General features: G+C 67.8%; 10 protein-coding genes. 6 read left to right on the top strand and 4 right to left on the bottom strand.

Annotated features, from left to right (window positions below):
• The first annotated feature begins 1 nt into the window (after window position 1).
• Window positions 2-532 carry a molybdopterin-guanine dinucleotide biosynthesis protein B gene (mobB, locus tag AC3RCC_RS22435; protein ID WP_492256640.1) on the top strand — a complete coding sequence of 177 codons (531 nt, stop codon included), beginning with the start codon at window positions 2-4 and terminating at the stop codon, window positions 530-532.
• A gap of 1 nt (window position 533) precedes the next feature.
• On the top strand, window positions 534-1,790 hold the full coding sequence (locus AC3RCC_RS22430; protein WP_492256639.1) for a molybdopterin molybdotransferase MoeA: 1,257 nt from the start codon (window positions 534-536) through the stop codon (window positions 1,788-1,790).
• 118 nt (window positions 1,791-1,908) lie between these two features.
• Here the strand turns inward: AC3RCC_RS22430 and AC3RCC_RS22425 are convergent, their stop codons facing one another.
• The 3 genes from AC3RCC_RS22425 to AC3RCC_RS22415 form a co-directional block, all read right to left on the bottom strand.
• On the bottom strand, window positions 1,909-2,679 hold the full coding sequence (locus AC3RCC_RS22425; protein WP_492256638.1) for a TIGR02186 family protein: 771 nt from the start codon (window positions 2,677-2,679) through the stop codon (window positions 1,909-1,911).
• A complete protein-coding gene (locus AC3RCC_RS22420; RefSeq protein ID WP_291637227.1) occupies window positions 2,676-3,605 on the bottom strand; it encodes a sulfite exporter TauE/SafE family protein in 930 nt (309 codons plus the stop codon). Before AC3RCC_RS22420 ends, AC3RCC_RS22425 begins: the two co-directional genes overlap by 4 nt.
• 105 nt (window positions 3,606-3,710) lie before the next feature.
• A complete protein-coding gene (locus AC3RCC_RS22415; RefSeq protein ID WP_492256637.1) occupies window positions 3,711-7,181 on the bottom strand; it encodes a hypothetical protein in 3,471 nt (1,156 codons plus the stop codon).
• A gap of 369 nt (window positions 7,182-7,550) precedes the next feature.
• Here AC3RCC_RS22415 and AC3RCC_RS22410 point away from each other — a divergent pair, with 369 nt between their 5' ends.
• The 4 genes from AC3RCC_RS22410 (at window position 7,551) to AC3RCC_RS22395 (ending at window position 13,725) form a co-directional block, all read left to right on the top strand.
• Window positions 7,551-8,015 (top strand): MerR family transcriptional regulator, encoded by a 465-nt coding sequence (locus AC3RCC_RS22410; RefSeq protein ID WP_291637222.1) that lies wholly within the window; start codon window positions 7,551-7,553, stop codon window positions 8,013-8,015.
• Between the two features lie 258 nt (window positions 8,016-8,273).
• Window positions 8,274-10,070 (top strand): acyl-CoA dehydrogenase C-terminal domain-containing protein, encoded by a 1,797-nt coding sequence (locus tag AC3RCC_RS22405; protein ID WP_492256636.1) that lies wholly within the window; start codon window positions 8,274-8,276, stop codon window positions 10,068-10,070.
• A 230-nt stretch (window positions 10,071-10,300) separates the two neighbouring features.
• Entirely contained in the window at window positions 10,301-11,509 is a 1,209-nt protein-coding gene (locus AC3RCC_RS22400; RefSeq protein ID WP_492256635.1) for an acetyl-CoA C-acetyltransferase, read from the top strand.
• An 11-nt stretch (window positions 11,510-11,520) separates the two neighbouring features.
• Window positions 11,521-13,725, top strand: a complete 2,205-nt coding sequence (locus AC3RCC_RS22395) for a 3-hydroxyacyl-CoA dehydrogenase NAD-binding domain-containing protein (RefSeq protein ID WP_492256634.1) — start codon at window positions 11,521-11,523, stop codon at window positions 13,723-13,725.
• Here AC3RCC_RS22395 and AC3RCC_RS22390 read toward each other — a convergent pair whose 3' ends face one another.
• Window positions 13,726-14,628 carry a LysR family transcriptional regulator gene (locus AC3RCC_RS22390; protein WP_291637214.1) on the bottom strand — a complete coding sequence of 301 codons (903 nt, stop codon included), beginning with the start codon at window positions 14,626-14,628 and terminating at the stop codon, window positions 13,726-13,728.
• Window positions 14,629-14,738 lie beyond the last annotated feature (110 nt).

Here is a 14,738-nt window from a genome sequence, read left to right as displayed (position 1 = left end):
AATGCGCGTGATCGGGCTGGCGGGTTGGAGCGGAGCCGGCAAGACGACCCTTCTCACTCGGCTGATTCCGGAGCTTTCAGGCCGCGGTATCGCCGTTTCGACGATCAAGCACGCCCATCATGCCTTTGATCTCGACACGCCCGGCAAGGATTCCTGGGCACATCGCCAGGCGGGCGCCTCCGAGGTGCTGATTTCCTCGGCCAAGCGCTGGGCGCTGCTGCACGAAGCGCGCGACGAGCCGGAGGCGACGCTGCCGGAGCTGCTCGCCCGACTCTCACCGGTCGAACTCGTCATCGTCGAGGGCTTCAAGCGCGATCCGCACGCCAAGCTCGAAGTGTTCCGCGCCGCCAATGGCAAGCCGCCGCTGCACCCGCAGGATGCAAGCATTGTCGGCGTGGCGAGCGATACGCCCTTCCCGCAGGCTGGCCGCCCCGTGCTCGGGCTCGATGATGTCCCCGGGATCGCCGATCTTCTGTTCGCCCGCGCCCAGCCATTGGCGCAGGTTCTGGCGCTGGCGCGCGAGGAGGCCTGAAATGGCGCAGCTCAGTGAAGATGCCAAGGTCTTCGGCGGTCCGCTGATGACGATCGAGCAGGCGGCCGCACTGGCGGCGGAGCGCATCGGCGCCGTCGCCGAGATCGAGACCGTGCCGCTCGCACTGGCCGATGGCCGTGTCCTGGCGGTCGACATCGCCGCGCCGCGCGACCTGCCGCCCTTCGCCAATTCGGCTGTCGATGGCTATGCCGTGCGCTTTTCCGACCTCGCCTCGTCCGGCGAGACCCGGCTGCCGCTCTCCGGCCGGGTCGCGGCGGGGTCGGATGCGGCCGGAATCGCGGTCGCCGGCTTTGCGATCCGCGTCTTCACCGGCGCGCCGATGCCTGCCGGTGCCGACACCGTGTTCATGCAGGAGGACGTCGCGCTGGAGGAGGGCTTCGTGCGCCTCCCGGCCGGGCTGAAGCCGGGCGCCAATGCCAGACCGGTCGGCGAGGACGTGGCCATGGGTGCTCCGGTGCTGGCGGCCGGGCGTCGCCTGCGTCCGCAGGATCTCGGCCTGCTCGCCGCTCTCGGCCTCACCGAGGTCGCGGTGCGGCGCCGCGTCAGGATCGCGGTGTTCTCCACGGGTGATGAATTGAACGAGCCCGGCACGCCTTTGCCGCCGGCCGGGATCTACGACGCCAATCGCAGCGTGCTGCGGGCTCTAGTCGCCCGCGCCGGTGCGGAGGTGGTGGATCTCGGCATCCTCCGTGACGAGCCGGCGAGCCTGGGCGAGCGTCTGCGCGCCGCGGCGCGCGATTGCGATCTGATCCTGACCTCGGGTGGCGTCTCGACCGGCGAGGAGGACCACGTCAAGACGGCGGTTACGCAAGTCGGCGAGCTCGCCTTCTGGCGCATCGGCATCAAGCCGGGACGCCCGGTCGCGATGGGGCTGATCGACGGAAAGCCCTTTCTCGGCCTGCCGGGCAACCCCGTCGCGGTCTTCGTCACCTTCGCTTTCGTCGCACGCGCGGTGATCGCCCTGCTCGCGGGCACGACGCCGGCCCGCCCGCAGGCGCTGCCGGTCAGGCTCGGTTTTCCCTATCGCAAGAAGGCCGGCCGGCGCGAATATGTCCGGGTCTCCCTGGCGCCGGGTGCCGATGGTATCGCCGTCGCCCGCAAGCATCCGCGCGACGGCGCCGGCATCCTGACCTCGCTGACCGAGACCGACGGGCTGGTCGAACTGGCCGAGGAGCTGACGGGCGTAGCGGAGGGCACGATCGCCCCCTTCTTCGCCTATGACCTGCTGACCGGCTGAGAGCCTCTTCGGGGTTTCCCTGAGCGCTCATCCTTCGAGACGCTGCTTGGCGGCTTCGGGATGAGGGCTCGAGTTCCCAACGGGTTCCGAACCCGCGGCGACAGGTGCCGCGTCGCACTCAGTCGCGGCGGAAGATCGTCGTCGCCAGCCAGCCGAAGAACAGGGCGAGCGCCGCCGTGGCGAGGCCGTAGAGCAGCGGCCGGTCATGCGCGGCGGAGGCCAGGCTCTGCTCCATCCCGGTCTTGATCACCTCGAAATTGGTGGTCTGCCGCGCCAGCGCAGCTCCCCCGGCATAGAGCACGATCTCGATTTCGTAGGAGCCCGTCGGCGCGGTCGCCGGAACCCGGATCGGAGCGCTGAACAAGGTCGGCGACAGGAAGGTGACGCCGCGCTCGTGTTCGGCGTAGAGCCCCTTCGCTTCCATGATGCGGATCAGCGCATCGCGGTAGGGGCCGATCCCGAACTCGAATTCGCGCGTGCTCTGGGTGCGTTGCGCGTTCGCCAGGCCGATGCGCTCGCGTCGCGCGGCGTCCTCCGTGAGGATCTCCTCGATCGGCCGGTTGCTCGAGACGGAGAGGAAGATCGGGCGCTCGGGGAAGCGGCGCTGCTGCCGGTTGACCCAGAGCGGTCCGACGCGTTCCTTCTCGCGCACGATCAGCATGCGCGGCGGGCCGCGCACGGTGACGACGATGTCGTAGGGATCGGCCCGGGCCGCCGTGCGGCCCTCGCGCTCGACGAGGCCGAAGACGGTGAGCTGGTCGCCGGTATAGTTCGAGGTGATGGCGATCCGGTGCGTCGAGAGCGCCGCGATCAGCGTCTCGGCCTTGGCGGGCAGGCAGGCGGCGAGGCCGAGCGCCGCGGCGAGCAGCGTCTTGGAGAGCCGGCTCATCGCGCGCTCTCCGGCATCACCACCGAGAAGGGCTCGGCCGGGGGCAGGAAGAGCTCGATCGCGAAGCGCAGGCCGACCGAGAGGATCAGCAGGGCCAGCAGCAGCCGGAACGAGCCGACATTGAGATTGCGCGCCGCGCGTCCGCCGAACTGCGCGCCGACGACGCCACCGACCAGCAGGAGGATGGCCAGCACGATGTCGACGGACTGGTTGGTGACGGCGTGCAGCACCGTCGCGCCGGTCATAGTGACGAGGATCTGGAACAGCGAGGTGCCGACCACGACGGCGGGCGGAACCCGGAAGAAATACAGCAGCGCCGGCACGAGGATGAAGCCACCGCCGACGCCGAGCACGGCGCCGATGAAGCCGATCACGATCGCCAGTGCCGCGATCGGCAGCACGCTGGCATAGAGCTGCGAACGGTAGAAGCGCATGCGCCAGGGCAGGCCCATCCATGCCGGGTGCATGCCCGCACGCCGGCGCAGGCGCGGCGGCTTGCCCTGGCGGTCGCGCAAGGCGGCGCGGATCGCGTCGAACAGCATCAGCCCGCCAATGCAGGTGAAGAGCGTGACATAGGCGATGGTGATGACGAGATCGAGCTGGCCGAGGCGGCGCATCGAGTTGAAGAACAGAACGCCGAGGATGGTGCCGAGGATACCACCGCCGACCAGTACGCTGCCTAACTTCAGATCGAGCGCGTTTCGTCGCCAATAGGTCAGCACGCCGGTCATCGACGATCCCGCGACCTGTGCCGCGACGGTCGCGACCGCCACCGCCGGCGGGATATCGAGGAAGATCAGCAGCGGTGTCAGCAGGAAGCCGCCGCCGACGCCGAAAAGCCCGGAAATGAAGCCGACCGCGCCGCTCAGACCCAGGACCAGCAGGATACTGATCGGCAATTCGGCGATCGGAAGATAGATTTGCACCCTGCTAAACCCCGTCAGCCGCGCGACGCTTCCCACGCGAAGGCGTCGAAACGGTGACGCTAGAACGAATCCCTTTCAGATTGCTTTGCTCTGAGAGGGTTTCGCTCAGCCGCGGGTCGGCTTTGCCGGCTTTCTGGCGGCGGCCGGCACCTCGTCCCACCCCTTGGCCGGTGCTGCGACCTCGTTGGCGAGCGCCTCGGGAACCTTCGGCTTCCAGGCTTCGACGGCAGCCTTGGCGGTGGCGAGATCGGCCGCAGAAAGACGGCCTGCAACCTCGTCGCGCTTGCGGCCGGCATCCTCGTCGCCCTGCGCCGCAGCAATGGCGAACCAGCGATAGGAGTGGCCGAGATCGGCCGGCGAGCCGAGACCGCGGCCGAGCAGCACCGCCAGATTGTACTGGCTGTCGCGGACGCCGAACTCGGCAGCGCGGCGGAACCATTCCGTTGCGGTCGCGTAGTCGGGCTTGCCGTTGGCGCCTTCCGCATAGAGCACGGCGAGATTGTGCATCGCCTTGGCATTGCCGCGTTCGGCGGCGCGCGCATACCAGAGCCGGGCGAGCGAGACGTCGCGGCCGGTGCCGATGCCCTTCTCGAACATGTTGCCGAGGCGGAACTGCGCGGGGGCCAGCCCGGCCACGGCGGCGCGCTCGAACAGGTGCAGCGCGAGCTTCGGATCGCGGCCGGCGCCTGGCGCGTCGGCGGCCCGGGTGGCGAGTTCGTAGACGGCGCGAGCATCGCCGCCCTGAGCGGCCTTGCGCATGCCGGCGGTGCCGAGCGTCGCTGGAATCTCGTTGAGGCCGGTGACGTTGGCCGGCGGCTCGGGCGTCGCGGCGGGCGGCAGTGCGGCGACCATCGGAGCGGCTTCGCCGGCCTCGGCCGCCGCGGTGGGAGCCGTCGGCGCTGCCGCCAGCGCGGGCGTGGTGCCGAGCTGGATCGGCAGCACCGCGTTCTGGTCCTTGGCCGGCGCGGCCGAGGCGGTGGTCTCCGCGACGTCCTTCTCCGCAGCCGCGCGCTGCGGCGCGATCTGGGCCTCGCTGGCGACCTGCTTCTTGGCGTCTCCCGACGACGGCCCGGACAGGATATGGGCGGCGCCCATGGCGAGGACGACCGCGGCGAGGCCGAGCAGAAGCGGTCGCCGGCGCTTTTCCATGATCTCCTTGAGACGTCCACCGGCCGAGACCGGCTTGCCGGGCTTCGCCGGCTCCGGCGTCACCACGGGTGCGGCGGCCGCCGCCTCGGAAGCTGCCTTGGCCGAACGCCGCGCAGCCGCGATCAGGCTCTGGCGCACGGATTGCTGATCGCCCGCCACGGCAGCGGCCTCGACGCGCGGACGTCCGGAGCCCGGCTCCAGCGGCATGTCGAAAGCGGCGGGCCCGCGCGACGCCACGATCCGCTCGTCCGGTTTGGTGGCGAGCTGGTGTGCCGGCGGTAACGTGGCGGGCTCGGCCGCCGTTCTTGCGCGCGGCGGCAGGGGCTGCGCGCTGCGAGCGGTCTGGCCGCGCTCGCCGCCGAGTTCGGTTTCGAGGCTGGCGAGGCGGGCGATCACCGTCTCGAGGGTCTGATGGACGGCGCTGATAGCGTCCTGGGTCTGGCGTCCCGAGGAGGCATGGGTGTCGCGCAGGCCGGTGACGAGGTTGCTGAGCTCGGCGAAGCTGGCGCCGCGCGGCGGCGCCATGTCGGCCATCGCGGCGCGTGCGGCGCGCTCGGCCGCGGCGGCCGTGTCCTCGCGCATGGTCTGCAGATGGGCGACGAGATCCTGCAGCGTCCGCTCGATGCCGGTTTCGGCCGTGCGGGTCGCGGCCGCCTCGTCGAGCCGATGCGCCAGTCCGGCGATCTGCTGTTCCAAGGCGTCGAAGGAATCGGAGCCGGCGCCGGGGCGCCCGGCCTCGTCGATCTTGCCTGCGAGCGCCCGCAACATGTCTTCGACCGGCCGCATGTCGACCTGGGCGACAGGGACGTGCGTGCCGTCTTCGACCAGACGGGCAAGGTTGCCGGAGGCGGTGAGCGCTTCGATCCGGCCTGCCAGTGCCTCGATCTGCTTCTCGACATTGGACGGTCCCTGGCGGGCGATCGTCTCGAGTTGCTGCTGCAAGGCGTCGATGCGGCCATCGAGCGGTGTCGCGGAGCGGTCCGCGAGGCCTTCCAGCCGGACCACCAGAGCCTCGATCCGCCCCGAAAGCTCGTCCGATGCCGGGCGGCCCATGGCGTGGAGCTCGTCGAGACGGGCCATGAGTTGATCGACCTGGCCGTCGATGACCGAGGCCTTCATCGAAGGCAGCGTCTCGATCTTGTGCGCGAGCGACTCGACCTGCCGCGAGAGAGCCGCCAGCGGCGCATTGTCGCCGGTGCGCTCGCGCGAACGGTCACTCAGCAGGGTGTCGCGCACATCTTCGATGGCGAGCGAGAGGTTGCGCAGCTCGCGCCCGTCCGGCTGCGCATCGCGCAGGCGTCCGATCTCCGAGGAGAGCGAGGAAAGCTGCTGCGACAGATCGTCCAGGCGCCGGCTGTCGGTGCCGGCGACCGTCAGTTCGCGCAATTCGGCGATCTCGCGCAGCACCGGCGCGATCGCGGCACGATCGCCGCCGCGCGCGACGAGCGCATCGACCTTGGCGGCGAGATGCGCGATCTCGAGTTCGAAGCGACCCAGCCCGTCCTGAGAGCGGTTGTCGGAGAGGCGCGCAATCTCGGCCTCGATCCGCGCCAGAGGCTTCAGGACGGGGTCGAGCCGGTCGCGGACGTCCAGGCGCTCCAGACGGGAGCCAAGTTCGCCGATGGCGCGCTCCAGCGGCTGGTAGGCGGCGCGCTGTTCCTCGACGCGGGTGGCGGGCGAGACTGCCGGCTGAGCCGGGGCGATGCGGGCGCTGAGCTGGCGCAGGTCCTCGCGCAGCCCGGCCAGGGCCTGCGCCGGATTGCCGTTCTCGAAGCGAGCGGGTGCACTCGGCTCGCCATCGAGCGCACGCTGGCGCGAACGGATATCGGAGACGGCGGCTGCCAGCCCGTCGCGGCTGAGGAAGGGGCGCGCGCTCGCAGCCGGTGGCGGGGCGGCAGCCTTGCGGCCGGCCTCCGCCGTCTTGCGCTCGATCTCGGCGATGCGCTCGCCCATCGTCTTGATCGCATCGGCGATGACGTTGGTGGCGCGTTCCTGCCGCTCGGCCGTGGCACGCTCGCCCATGGAAAGACGGTTTTCGGTCTTCTCGATCCATTTGGCGATCGAATCGAGGGCGCCGGCCGTCTTGGCCCCGTTGTCGCGGGTGAGGCGCTCGGCCATTGCGGCCTGGGTGATGAAGGCGTCGATCCGCTCGCGCGAAAGTTCGGGCGTCGCCTGGGGGCGAGGAGGGGCCGGGCTGGCGGTCTGCATCTCGCCCTGCGAGAGGCGCGCGAGGCGCTCCGAGAGCGCCGCGATGTCGAGCTGTTCCTGCTGCGTGGGCGGCGGTGGGGTATTGTCTTCGGCTTCGTCGCGGATCTTGTTGTCGAGCCATTCGCCGAGCGTCATGCCGGCGCGGCGCGCAGCGGCCTTCGCCGCGTCGCGGGTGCGCGGATCGACGCCCTTCACGCTCCAGGGCAGGCTAGTCGCCATTGTCACGCTCGCCTACGGGGCCGGTCTTCAATCCAGGATGCGCAGCCCCCTGTGCCGCCGCTTCCCTGCGCGAAACCATGAAACGTGAATCTCCGGTTGCCGCGGAGTTTCGTGATGGTCGCCATGCCGACTTTTCGCAGTCACGGTAAACGGACGGTTAAGAAACCGGCCCCAGAGGTTAATTTTCTGGAAACGGTGGCCTGACGGCCGCCACCGGCGCCCTGCATAACGGTAACTTACCCATGGAGAGGCAAAAATTACCTGACGTAAGGGAGTGTTGCGCCTTATGTCGCGCCGCAATACGGATCGATCCAGCCATCGCAGCCGCCCAGCGCCGTTGCCCTGAAAAACGTCCTTCGAGGATCATATATGTCGCGCCAAAGCTCCGCTCTGGCGGCCGCTTCAGTTCATGACGGCCGCAACCCGCTTCCCGCTGCCGAGACGTCCAATGACGCTGCCGGCGGCTTCACCATCAGCGATCTCGCCCGCGATTTCGGCGTGACGCTGCGCACGCTGCGCTTCTATGAATCGCGCGGCCTGCTTTCGCCGGCCCGTTCGGGCATGACCCGGATCTATTCCGGTCGCGATCGCGCCCGGCTCGCGTTGATTCTCAAGGGTAAGCAGCTCGGCTTCACCCTGGTGGAGATTCGCGCCATGCTCGCCAATGAGGAGAGCAAGGGCAGCGAAGGGCAGGAGACGTCGGCCTCGGTCGGCGGGCTGCAGCTCACCCGCTCCCAGATCGCCGAGCAGCTCGAGCTGCTGCGCACCCAGCGTACCGAGATCGAGACCGCGATCGCCGAGCTCGAGGGCACGCTGGCCACGCTCGGCGCCTGAGTTATCGATCGGCGGCGATCAGCCGCACGCTATCGTCGACGCCTCGAACCCCACCGGGTTCGGGGCGTTTTTCATTTGTCGGCAGCGCAAAGCTGGGTAGCCTGACCCGGGCGAGAGCCTGCGACCTAAAAATCCCGGGCTCCCCCTTGGCAAGGGACGGCATAATAGTTTATATATGAACTATCTCGAGGCGCCGCCGCCAGCTTGAGCCGGCAGGCTGCCTCGCCAGAATGCGACGATCTTGGCAGGGAGGATGCGATGCCGGTCTACAAGGCCCCCGTTGAGGACACGCTGTTCCTCCTGAACGATGTCTTCCAGTTCGAGCGCTACAACAACCTGCCGGGCTTCGCCGACGCGACGCCGGATCTCGTCGAGGCCGTGCTCGGCGAGGGCGCCAAGCTCTGCGAGGAGGTGCTGCAGCCGCTCAACCATTCCGGTGACCAGGAAGGCTGCAAGCGCAACGCCGATGGTTCGGTGACGACGCCGAAGGGCTTCAAGGAAGCCTATCGCGCCTATTCCGAGGGCGGCTGGATCGGCCTCGCCATGGACCCGGACTATGGCGGGCAGGGCCTGCCCTATACGCTCGGCGCGGTGATGAACGAGTACGCCTCGGCCGCCAACATGGCCTTCGCCATGTATCCCGGCCTGACGATGGGCGCGATCGCGGCGCTCTATGTCCATGGCTCCGACGCGCAGAAGCGCACCTATCTGCCGAAGATGATCGAGGGCGCCTGGTCGGGCACGATGAACCTGACCGAGCCGCATTGCGGCACCGATCTCGGCCTGATCAAGACCAAGGCCGTGCCGAATGGCGACGGCTCCTACGCCATCACCGGCACCAAGATCTTCATCTCGGCCGGCGAGCAGGACATCACCGAGAACATCATCCATCTCGTGCTCGCCCGCATCGAAGGCGCGCCGGCCGGGGTCAAGGGCATCTCGCTCTTCGTCGTGCCGCGCAATGCGATCGGGGCTGACGGCAAGGTCGGGGAGAACAATAAGGTCTCCTGCGGCTCGATCGAGCACAAGATGGGCATCCACGCCAATTCGACCTGCGTCATGAACTATGACGGCGCGCAGGGCTGGCTGATCGGCACCGAGAACAAGGGCCTCAACGCCATGTTCGTGATGATGAACGAGGCCCGCCTCGGCGTCGCGATCCAGGGCCTGGCCCAGTCCGAGGTCGCCTATCAGAACGCCGTCGCCTATGCGAAGGAGCGTCTGCAGGGCCGCTCCCTGACCGGCGCCAAGAATCCCGACAAGGCTGCCGATCCGATCATCGTCCATCCGGACGTGCGCCGCACGCTGATGTCGATCAAGGCCTTCAACGAGGCGGCGCGCGCCTTCGTCATCTGGAATGCGATCAAGTCCGACGTCGCCCATCGTTCGGGCGATGATGCCGAGCGCCAGGCCGCCGACGACCAGCTCGGCCTGATGACCCCGGTTCTGAAGGGCGTGCTCACCGATATCGGCTTCGACAACGCCGTGAAGGCCCAGCAAATGTATGGCGGGCACGGCTACATTGCCGAGCACGGCATGGAGCAGTTCGTGCGCGATGCCCGCATCGCCATGATCTATGAGGGCGCCAACGGCGTGCAGGCGATGGACCTGGTCGGCCGCAAGCTCGGCCGCGACGGCGGCCGCGCCATCATGGCCTTCTTCAACGAGGTCGGCGCCTTCGTGAAGGAGAACGAGGGCGACGAGGCGCTGAAGCCCTTGCTCGCCCCGCTTGCCGCCTCGCTCGGCCATCTTCAGCAGGCGACGATGTGGTTCATGAACAACGCGCTCGCCAAGCCCGACAATGCCGGCGCCGGCGCGCATGACTACATGCATCTGCTCGGCCTGGTCTGCCTCGGCTATATGTGGGCGAAGATGGCCAAGGTCGCGCAGGACAAGCTCAAGGCCGGCGCCAATGGCGCGACCGAGCGCATGAACGCCAAGCTCGTCACCGCCCGCTTCTTCATGGAGCGCTCGCTGCCGGAGACCGCCGCCCATCTGGCGCGGATCACCTCCGGCTCCGACGCCACCATGGCGCTGAGCGCCGAGCAGTTCTGACGGATCGTCCAACCTGGCCCCGTCATCCCGGACAAGCCGCGAAGCGGCGCCGATCCGGGATCCATCATCGAGATCCGGCACCCTTCTATGGATCCCGGATCTCCGCTTCGCTCCGTCCGGGATGCCCCGGGATGACGGAGTGTTTCTTTCGATTACTCTTGGTTCGATCCGGCGCAGTCTGACGCCGAGGCGACGAGCCGAAAACGACCGGCCACTCCGGGAGGAGCACCATGGCAGACGCCTTCATCTACGATCACGTCCGGACACCGCGCGGCAAGGGCAAGGCCGACGGTTCGCTGCACGAAGTCACCGCGATCGAATTGGGCACGCAGACCTTGCGCGCCATCAAGGAGCGCAACACGCTCGATCCCAAGCTGGTCGAGGACGTCGTCTTCGGTTGCGTCGATCCGGTCGGCGAGGCCGGGGCCGACATCGCCCGCACGGTGGCGCTGAAGGCCGGCTACGGCAAGGAAGTGCCGGGCGTGCAGATCAACCGCTTCTGCGCCTCGGGCCTCGACGCGGTGAACCTCGCCGCGGCGCAGGTGATGTCCGGCCAGAAGGAGATGGCGATCGGCGGTGGCGTCGAGAGCATGTCCCGCATCGGCATGGGCGCCTCCGGCTTCGGCATCGCCGTCGACCCGTCAGTCGCGATTGACACCTATTTCATGCCGCAGGGCGTCTCGGCCGACCTGATCGCGACGAAATACGGCTTCTCTCGCGACGATGTCGACGCCTATGCCGTGCGCTCGCACAAGCGCGCCGCCAAGGCCTGGGAGGAGGGGCGCTTCAGGAATTCGGTGATCCCGGTCACCGACGTCAACGGCCTGGTCATCCTCGACCGCGACGAGACCATCCGCCCGGCGACTGACATGCAGGCGCTCGCCGCGTTGAAAGCCTCCTTCGTCCAGATGGGCGAGATGGGTGGCTTCGATGCGGTCGCGACTGCGGCGCATCCGGACGTCGAGTTCATCAACCACGTCCACCATGCCGGCAATTCCTCGGGCATCGTCGACGGTGCGGCGGCCGTGCTGGTCGGCTCGAAGCGGGCCGGCAAGTCCGCCGGTCTCAAGCCCCGCGCCCGCATCAAGGCCTTCGCCACCACCGGCTCTGACCTCGCGCTGATGCTGACCGGCCCGGTCGACGTCACCGAGCTCGTCCTGAAGAAGGCCGGTATGACGCCGAAGGACATCGACCTGTTCGAGCTGAACGAGGCCTTTTCCTCGGTCGTGCTGCGCTATCAGCAGGCCTTCGACATCGATGACGCCGTGCTCAACGTCAATGGTGGCGCCATCGCCATGGGCCACCCGCTCGGCGCCACTGGTGCGATGATCCTCGGCACCGTGCTCGACGAGCTCGAGCGCACCGACAAGCAGACCGCCCTGGTCACGCTCTGCGTCGCCGTCGGCATGGGCGTCGCCACCATCATCGAGCGCGTTTGAGGAGAGAAGCGATGAACCTCACCAATTTCCGCTTCGAGACCGACGCCGACGGCATCGCCACCCTGACCTGGGACATGCCCGAGCGTTCGATGAACGTCATCACCCCGCAGGTGATGGAGGAACTCAACCAGGTCGTCGACAAGGTCGCTTCCGACGAGGCGATCAAGGGCTGCGTCATCGTCTCCGGCAAGGAGAGCTTCTCCGGTGGCGCCGATCTCACCATGCTGCAGGGCCTGCGCGACCTCTATGTCGGACTGGCGAAGGAGCAGGGCGAGCAGATCGCGATGCAGCGCTTTTTCGACGAGAGCCGCAAGCTCAGCCAACTCTATCGCAAGCTCGAAACCTGCGGGAAGCCGTTCGCGGCGGCCGTGCACGGCGTCTGCCTCGGCGGCGCCTTCGAGCTCGCGCTCTCCTGTCAGCTCCGTGTCGTCTCGGATGATCCCTCGACCCGCGTCGGCCTGCCCGAGATCAAGGTCGGCCTGTTCCCCGGCGCTGGCGGCACCCAGCGCGTCGCACGGCTGATGCAGACCGGCGACGCGCTGCAGATGATGTTCAAGGGCGAGCAGATCAAGGCGCTTCCGGCCCGCAATATGGGCCTCGTCCATGCCGTGCTGCCGCGTGACCAGATCGTCGCCGCCGCCAAGGAATGGCTGAAGGCCAATCCGCAGGCCAAGCAGCCCTGGGAAGACCCCAAGTTCAAGCTGCCCTCGAACAAGGTCCACTCGCCGGCCGGCATGCAGATCTGGCCGCCGGCCAATGCGATCTATCGCCGCGAGACCAATGACAATTACCCGGCCGCCCGCGCCATCCTGAGCGCGGTCTATGAGGGGCTGCAGCTGCCGATGGATCTCGCCCTCAAGGTCGAGAGCCGCTATTTCGCGAAAATCCTGCGGACGAAGGAGGCGGCCTCGATGATCCGCTCGCTCTTCGTCTCGATGCAGGAGCTGAACAAGGGCGCGCGTCGCCCGGCCGAAGTCCCGCCGAGCAAGCTGAAGAAAGTCGGCATCGTCGGCGCCGGCTTCATGGGCGCCGGCGTCGCCTATGTCACGGCGCTCGCCGGGCTCGATGTCGTGCTCGTCGACCGCGACATGGAAGCGGCCGAGAAGGGCAAGGCCTATTCGCACAAGCTGGTCTCCGACCAGATCATGAAGGGCCGCGCCAAGACCGGAGACCGCGACGCGCTGCTCGGGCGCATCAAGCCTTCGGCCGATTATGCCGACCTCAAGGGCTGCGACCTCGTCATCGAGGCGGTGTTCGAGGACCCGAAGGTCAAGGCCGAGGTGATCGCCAAGGTCGAGGCCGTGGTCGGTCCGAAGACCATCTTCGGCTCCAACACCTCGACCTTGCCCATTACGGGCCTGGCCTCCCATTCCCAGCGCCCGAAGAATTTCGTCGGCATCCACTTCTTCTCGCCGGTCGAGAAGATGCTGCTGGTCGAGATCATCAAGGCCAAGAAGACCGGCGACAAGGCGCTCGCCATGGCGCTCGACTATGTCCGGGCGATCAAGAAGACGCCGATCGTCGTCAACGATGTCAGAGGCTTCTACGCCAATCGCTGCGTCGGCAATTACATCCGCGAGGGTCACCTCATGCTGATGGAAGGCGTGCCGCCGGCGATGATCGAGGCGGCCGGCAAGCAGGCCGGCATGCCCGTCGGCCCGCTCTCGCTCAATGACGAGGTCGCGGTCGATCTCGCCTGGAAGGTGCTGAAGGCGACGAAGGCGCAGCTTGGTGAGGCTTCGGTCGATCCGGCCCAGGAGAAGCTGCTCTCCGACATGGTCGAGAAGCATGGCCGCCTCGGCCGCAAGAACAAGAAGGGCTTCTACGACTATCCGGAAGCCGGCCCGAAGCGGCTCTGGCCCGGCCTTGCCGAGCTGACCGCGAACCGGCTCGAGCCCGAGCTCATCGACATGGCGGAGCTGAAGCACCGGCTCCTGGTCACCCAGGCGCTCGAAGCGGCCAAGACCTATGAGGAAGGCGTCGTCACCGATCCGCGCGAGGCCGATGTCGGCTCGATCATCGGTTTCGGCTTCGCGCCCTATAGCGGCGGTACGCTGAGCTATATCGACAATATGGGTGCGGCTGCCTTCGTGAAGCTCTGCGAGAGCCTCGCCAAGAAGCATGGCGAGCGTTTCAAGCCGAACCGGCTCCTGAAGCGCATGGCCAAGACCGGCGAGAGCTTCTACGGCTCGGCGGAGAAGAAAGCCGCGGCCTGATCAGGCGAAGAGCCGCTCCCTGAGGAGCGGCTCCAGCCATTCGATGAAGACGCGTAGGCGGCGCGAGAGATGCTGCCGGTGTGGATAGAGCAGGGCGACCGGCAGCGGCTCCGCCCTGTGCTCCGGCATCACCTCGACCAGTGCTCCGTCCGCAATCTCGGCCGCGACGTCATAGGCCGGGATCTGGATCAGACCGAGTCCGGCAAGGCAGCAGGCGATATAGGCCTCCGCGCTGTTGACGGTGACGCGTCCGGGCAGGGCGAGACTGTGCAGGTGCCCTCCATTCAGCCATTGCCAGTCCTCGACCGCGCCGGTTGAGGGCGAGGCATAGTTGACCGCGAAATGCCCGGTGAGGTCGCCCGGCGCCATCGGTGTGCCATGACGCGCGAGATAGGGCGGGCTCGCGACATTGATCAGCCGGAGACTGCCGAGATTGCGGGCGATCAGGCTGGAATCGCTGAGCGGTCCGACGCGGAGCACGCAGTCGACGCTGTCCTCGACCAGATTGACGGCCCGGTCGGTGACGCCGAGTTCGATCGCGATGTCAGGATAGCGCGCCAGGAAATCCGGCAGGGCGGGGGCGATGATCAGCCGGCCGATCCGGCCCGGCACGTCGATCCTGAGCTTGCCGGATGGCCCGTCGACGGCGCTGCGGAACAATGCCTCGGCCTCCTCGACCTCGGCGATCAGTCTCAGACAGCGCTCATAGAAGGCGAGTCCATCCTGTGTCGGCGCGACATGGCGGGTGGTACGGTGGAGCAGCCGCGTCCCCAGCCTGTCCTCGAGCAGGCGGATCGCCGCCGAGACTGAGGAGCGCGGCTGACCAAGCGTCGCGGCGGCCCGCGTGAAGCTCGCGCATTCGACGACGCGGGCGAAGGTGGCGAAGAGGTCGATCCGGTCCATCGTCGCAGCGTTAGATTGTTCGTCAGATCTGACAAGTCATGTCAGCTTATCCTGCTTTATCGAAACAATCTGCCGCGTACCTTGCCGACAGGGCGAGCAGTTCGCAAAGA

Source organism: Allobosea sp. GW823-FHT01F03 (assembly GCF_058798075.1).
Note: the sequence above shows the minus strand (reverse complement) of the source record. Positions and strands in the feature narration are given on the sequence as shown.

What these genes read in the sequence shown, in the direction of transcription:
- mobB (WP_492256640.1), top strand. Translation starts at nt 2, where the DNA reads ATGCGCGTGATCGGGCTGGCGGGTTGGAGCGGAGCCGGCAAGACGACC.
- AC3RCC_RS22430 (WP_492256639.1), top strand. Translation starts at nt 534, where the DNA reads ATGGCGCAGCTCAGTGAAGATGCCAAGGTCTTCGGCGGTCCGCTGATG.
- AC3RCC_RS22425 (WP_492256638.1), bottom strand. Translation starts at nt 2,679, where the DNA reads ATGAGCCGGCTCTCCAAGACGCTGCTCGCCGCGGCGCTCGGCCTCGCC.
- AC3RCC_RS22415 (WP_492256637.1), bottom strand. Translation starts at nt 7,181, where the DNA reads ATGGCGACTAGCCTGCCCTGGAGCGTGAAGGGCGTCGATCCGCGCACC.
- AC3RCC_RS22410 (WP_291637222.1), top strand. Translation starts at nt 7,551, where the DNA reads ATGTCGCGCCAAAGCTCCGCTCTGGCGGCCGCTTCAGTTCATGACGGC.
- AC3RCC_RS22405 (WP_492256636.1), top strand. Translation starts at nt 8,274, where the DNA reads ATGCCGGTCTACAAGGCCCCCGTTGAGGACACGCTGTTCCTCCTGAAC.
- AC3RCC_RS22400 (WP_492256635.1), top strand. Translation starts at nt 10,301, where the DNA reads ATGGCAGACGCCTTCATCTACGATCACGTCCGGACACCGCGCGGCAAG.
- AC3RCC_RS22395 (WP_492256634.1), top strand. Translation starts at nt 11,521, where the DNA reads ATGAACCTCACCAATTTCCGCTTCGAGACCGACGCCGACGGCATCGCC.
- AC3RCC_RS22390 (WP_291637214.1), bottom strand. Translation starts at nt 14,628, where the DNA reads ATGGACCGGATCGACCTCTTCGCCACCTTCGCCCGCGTCGTCGAATGC.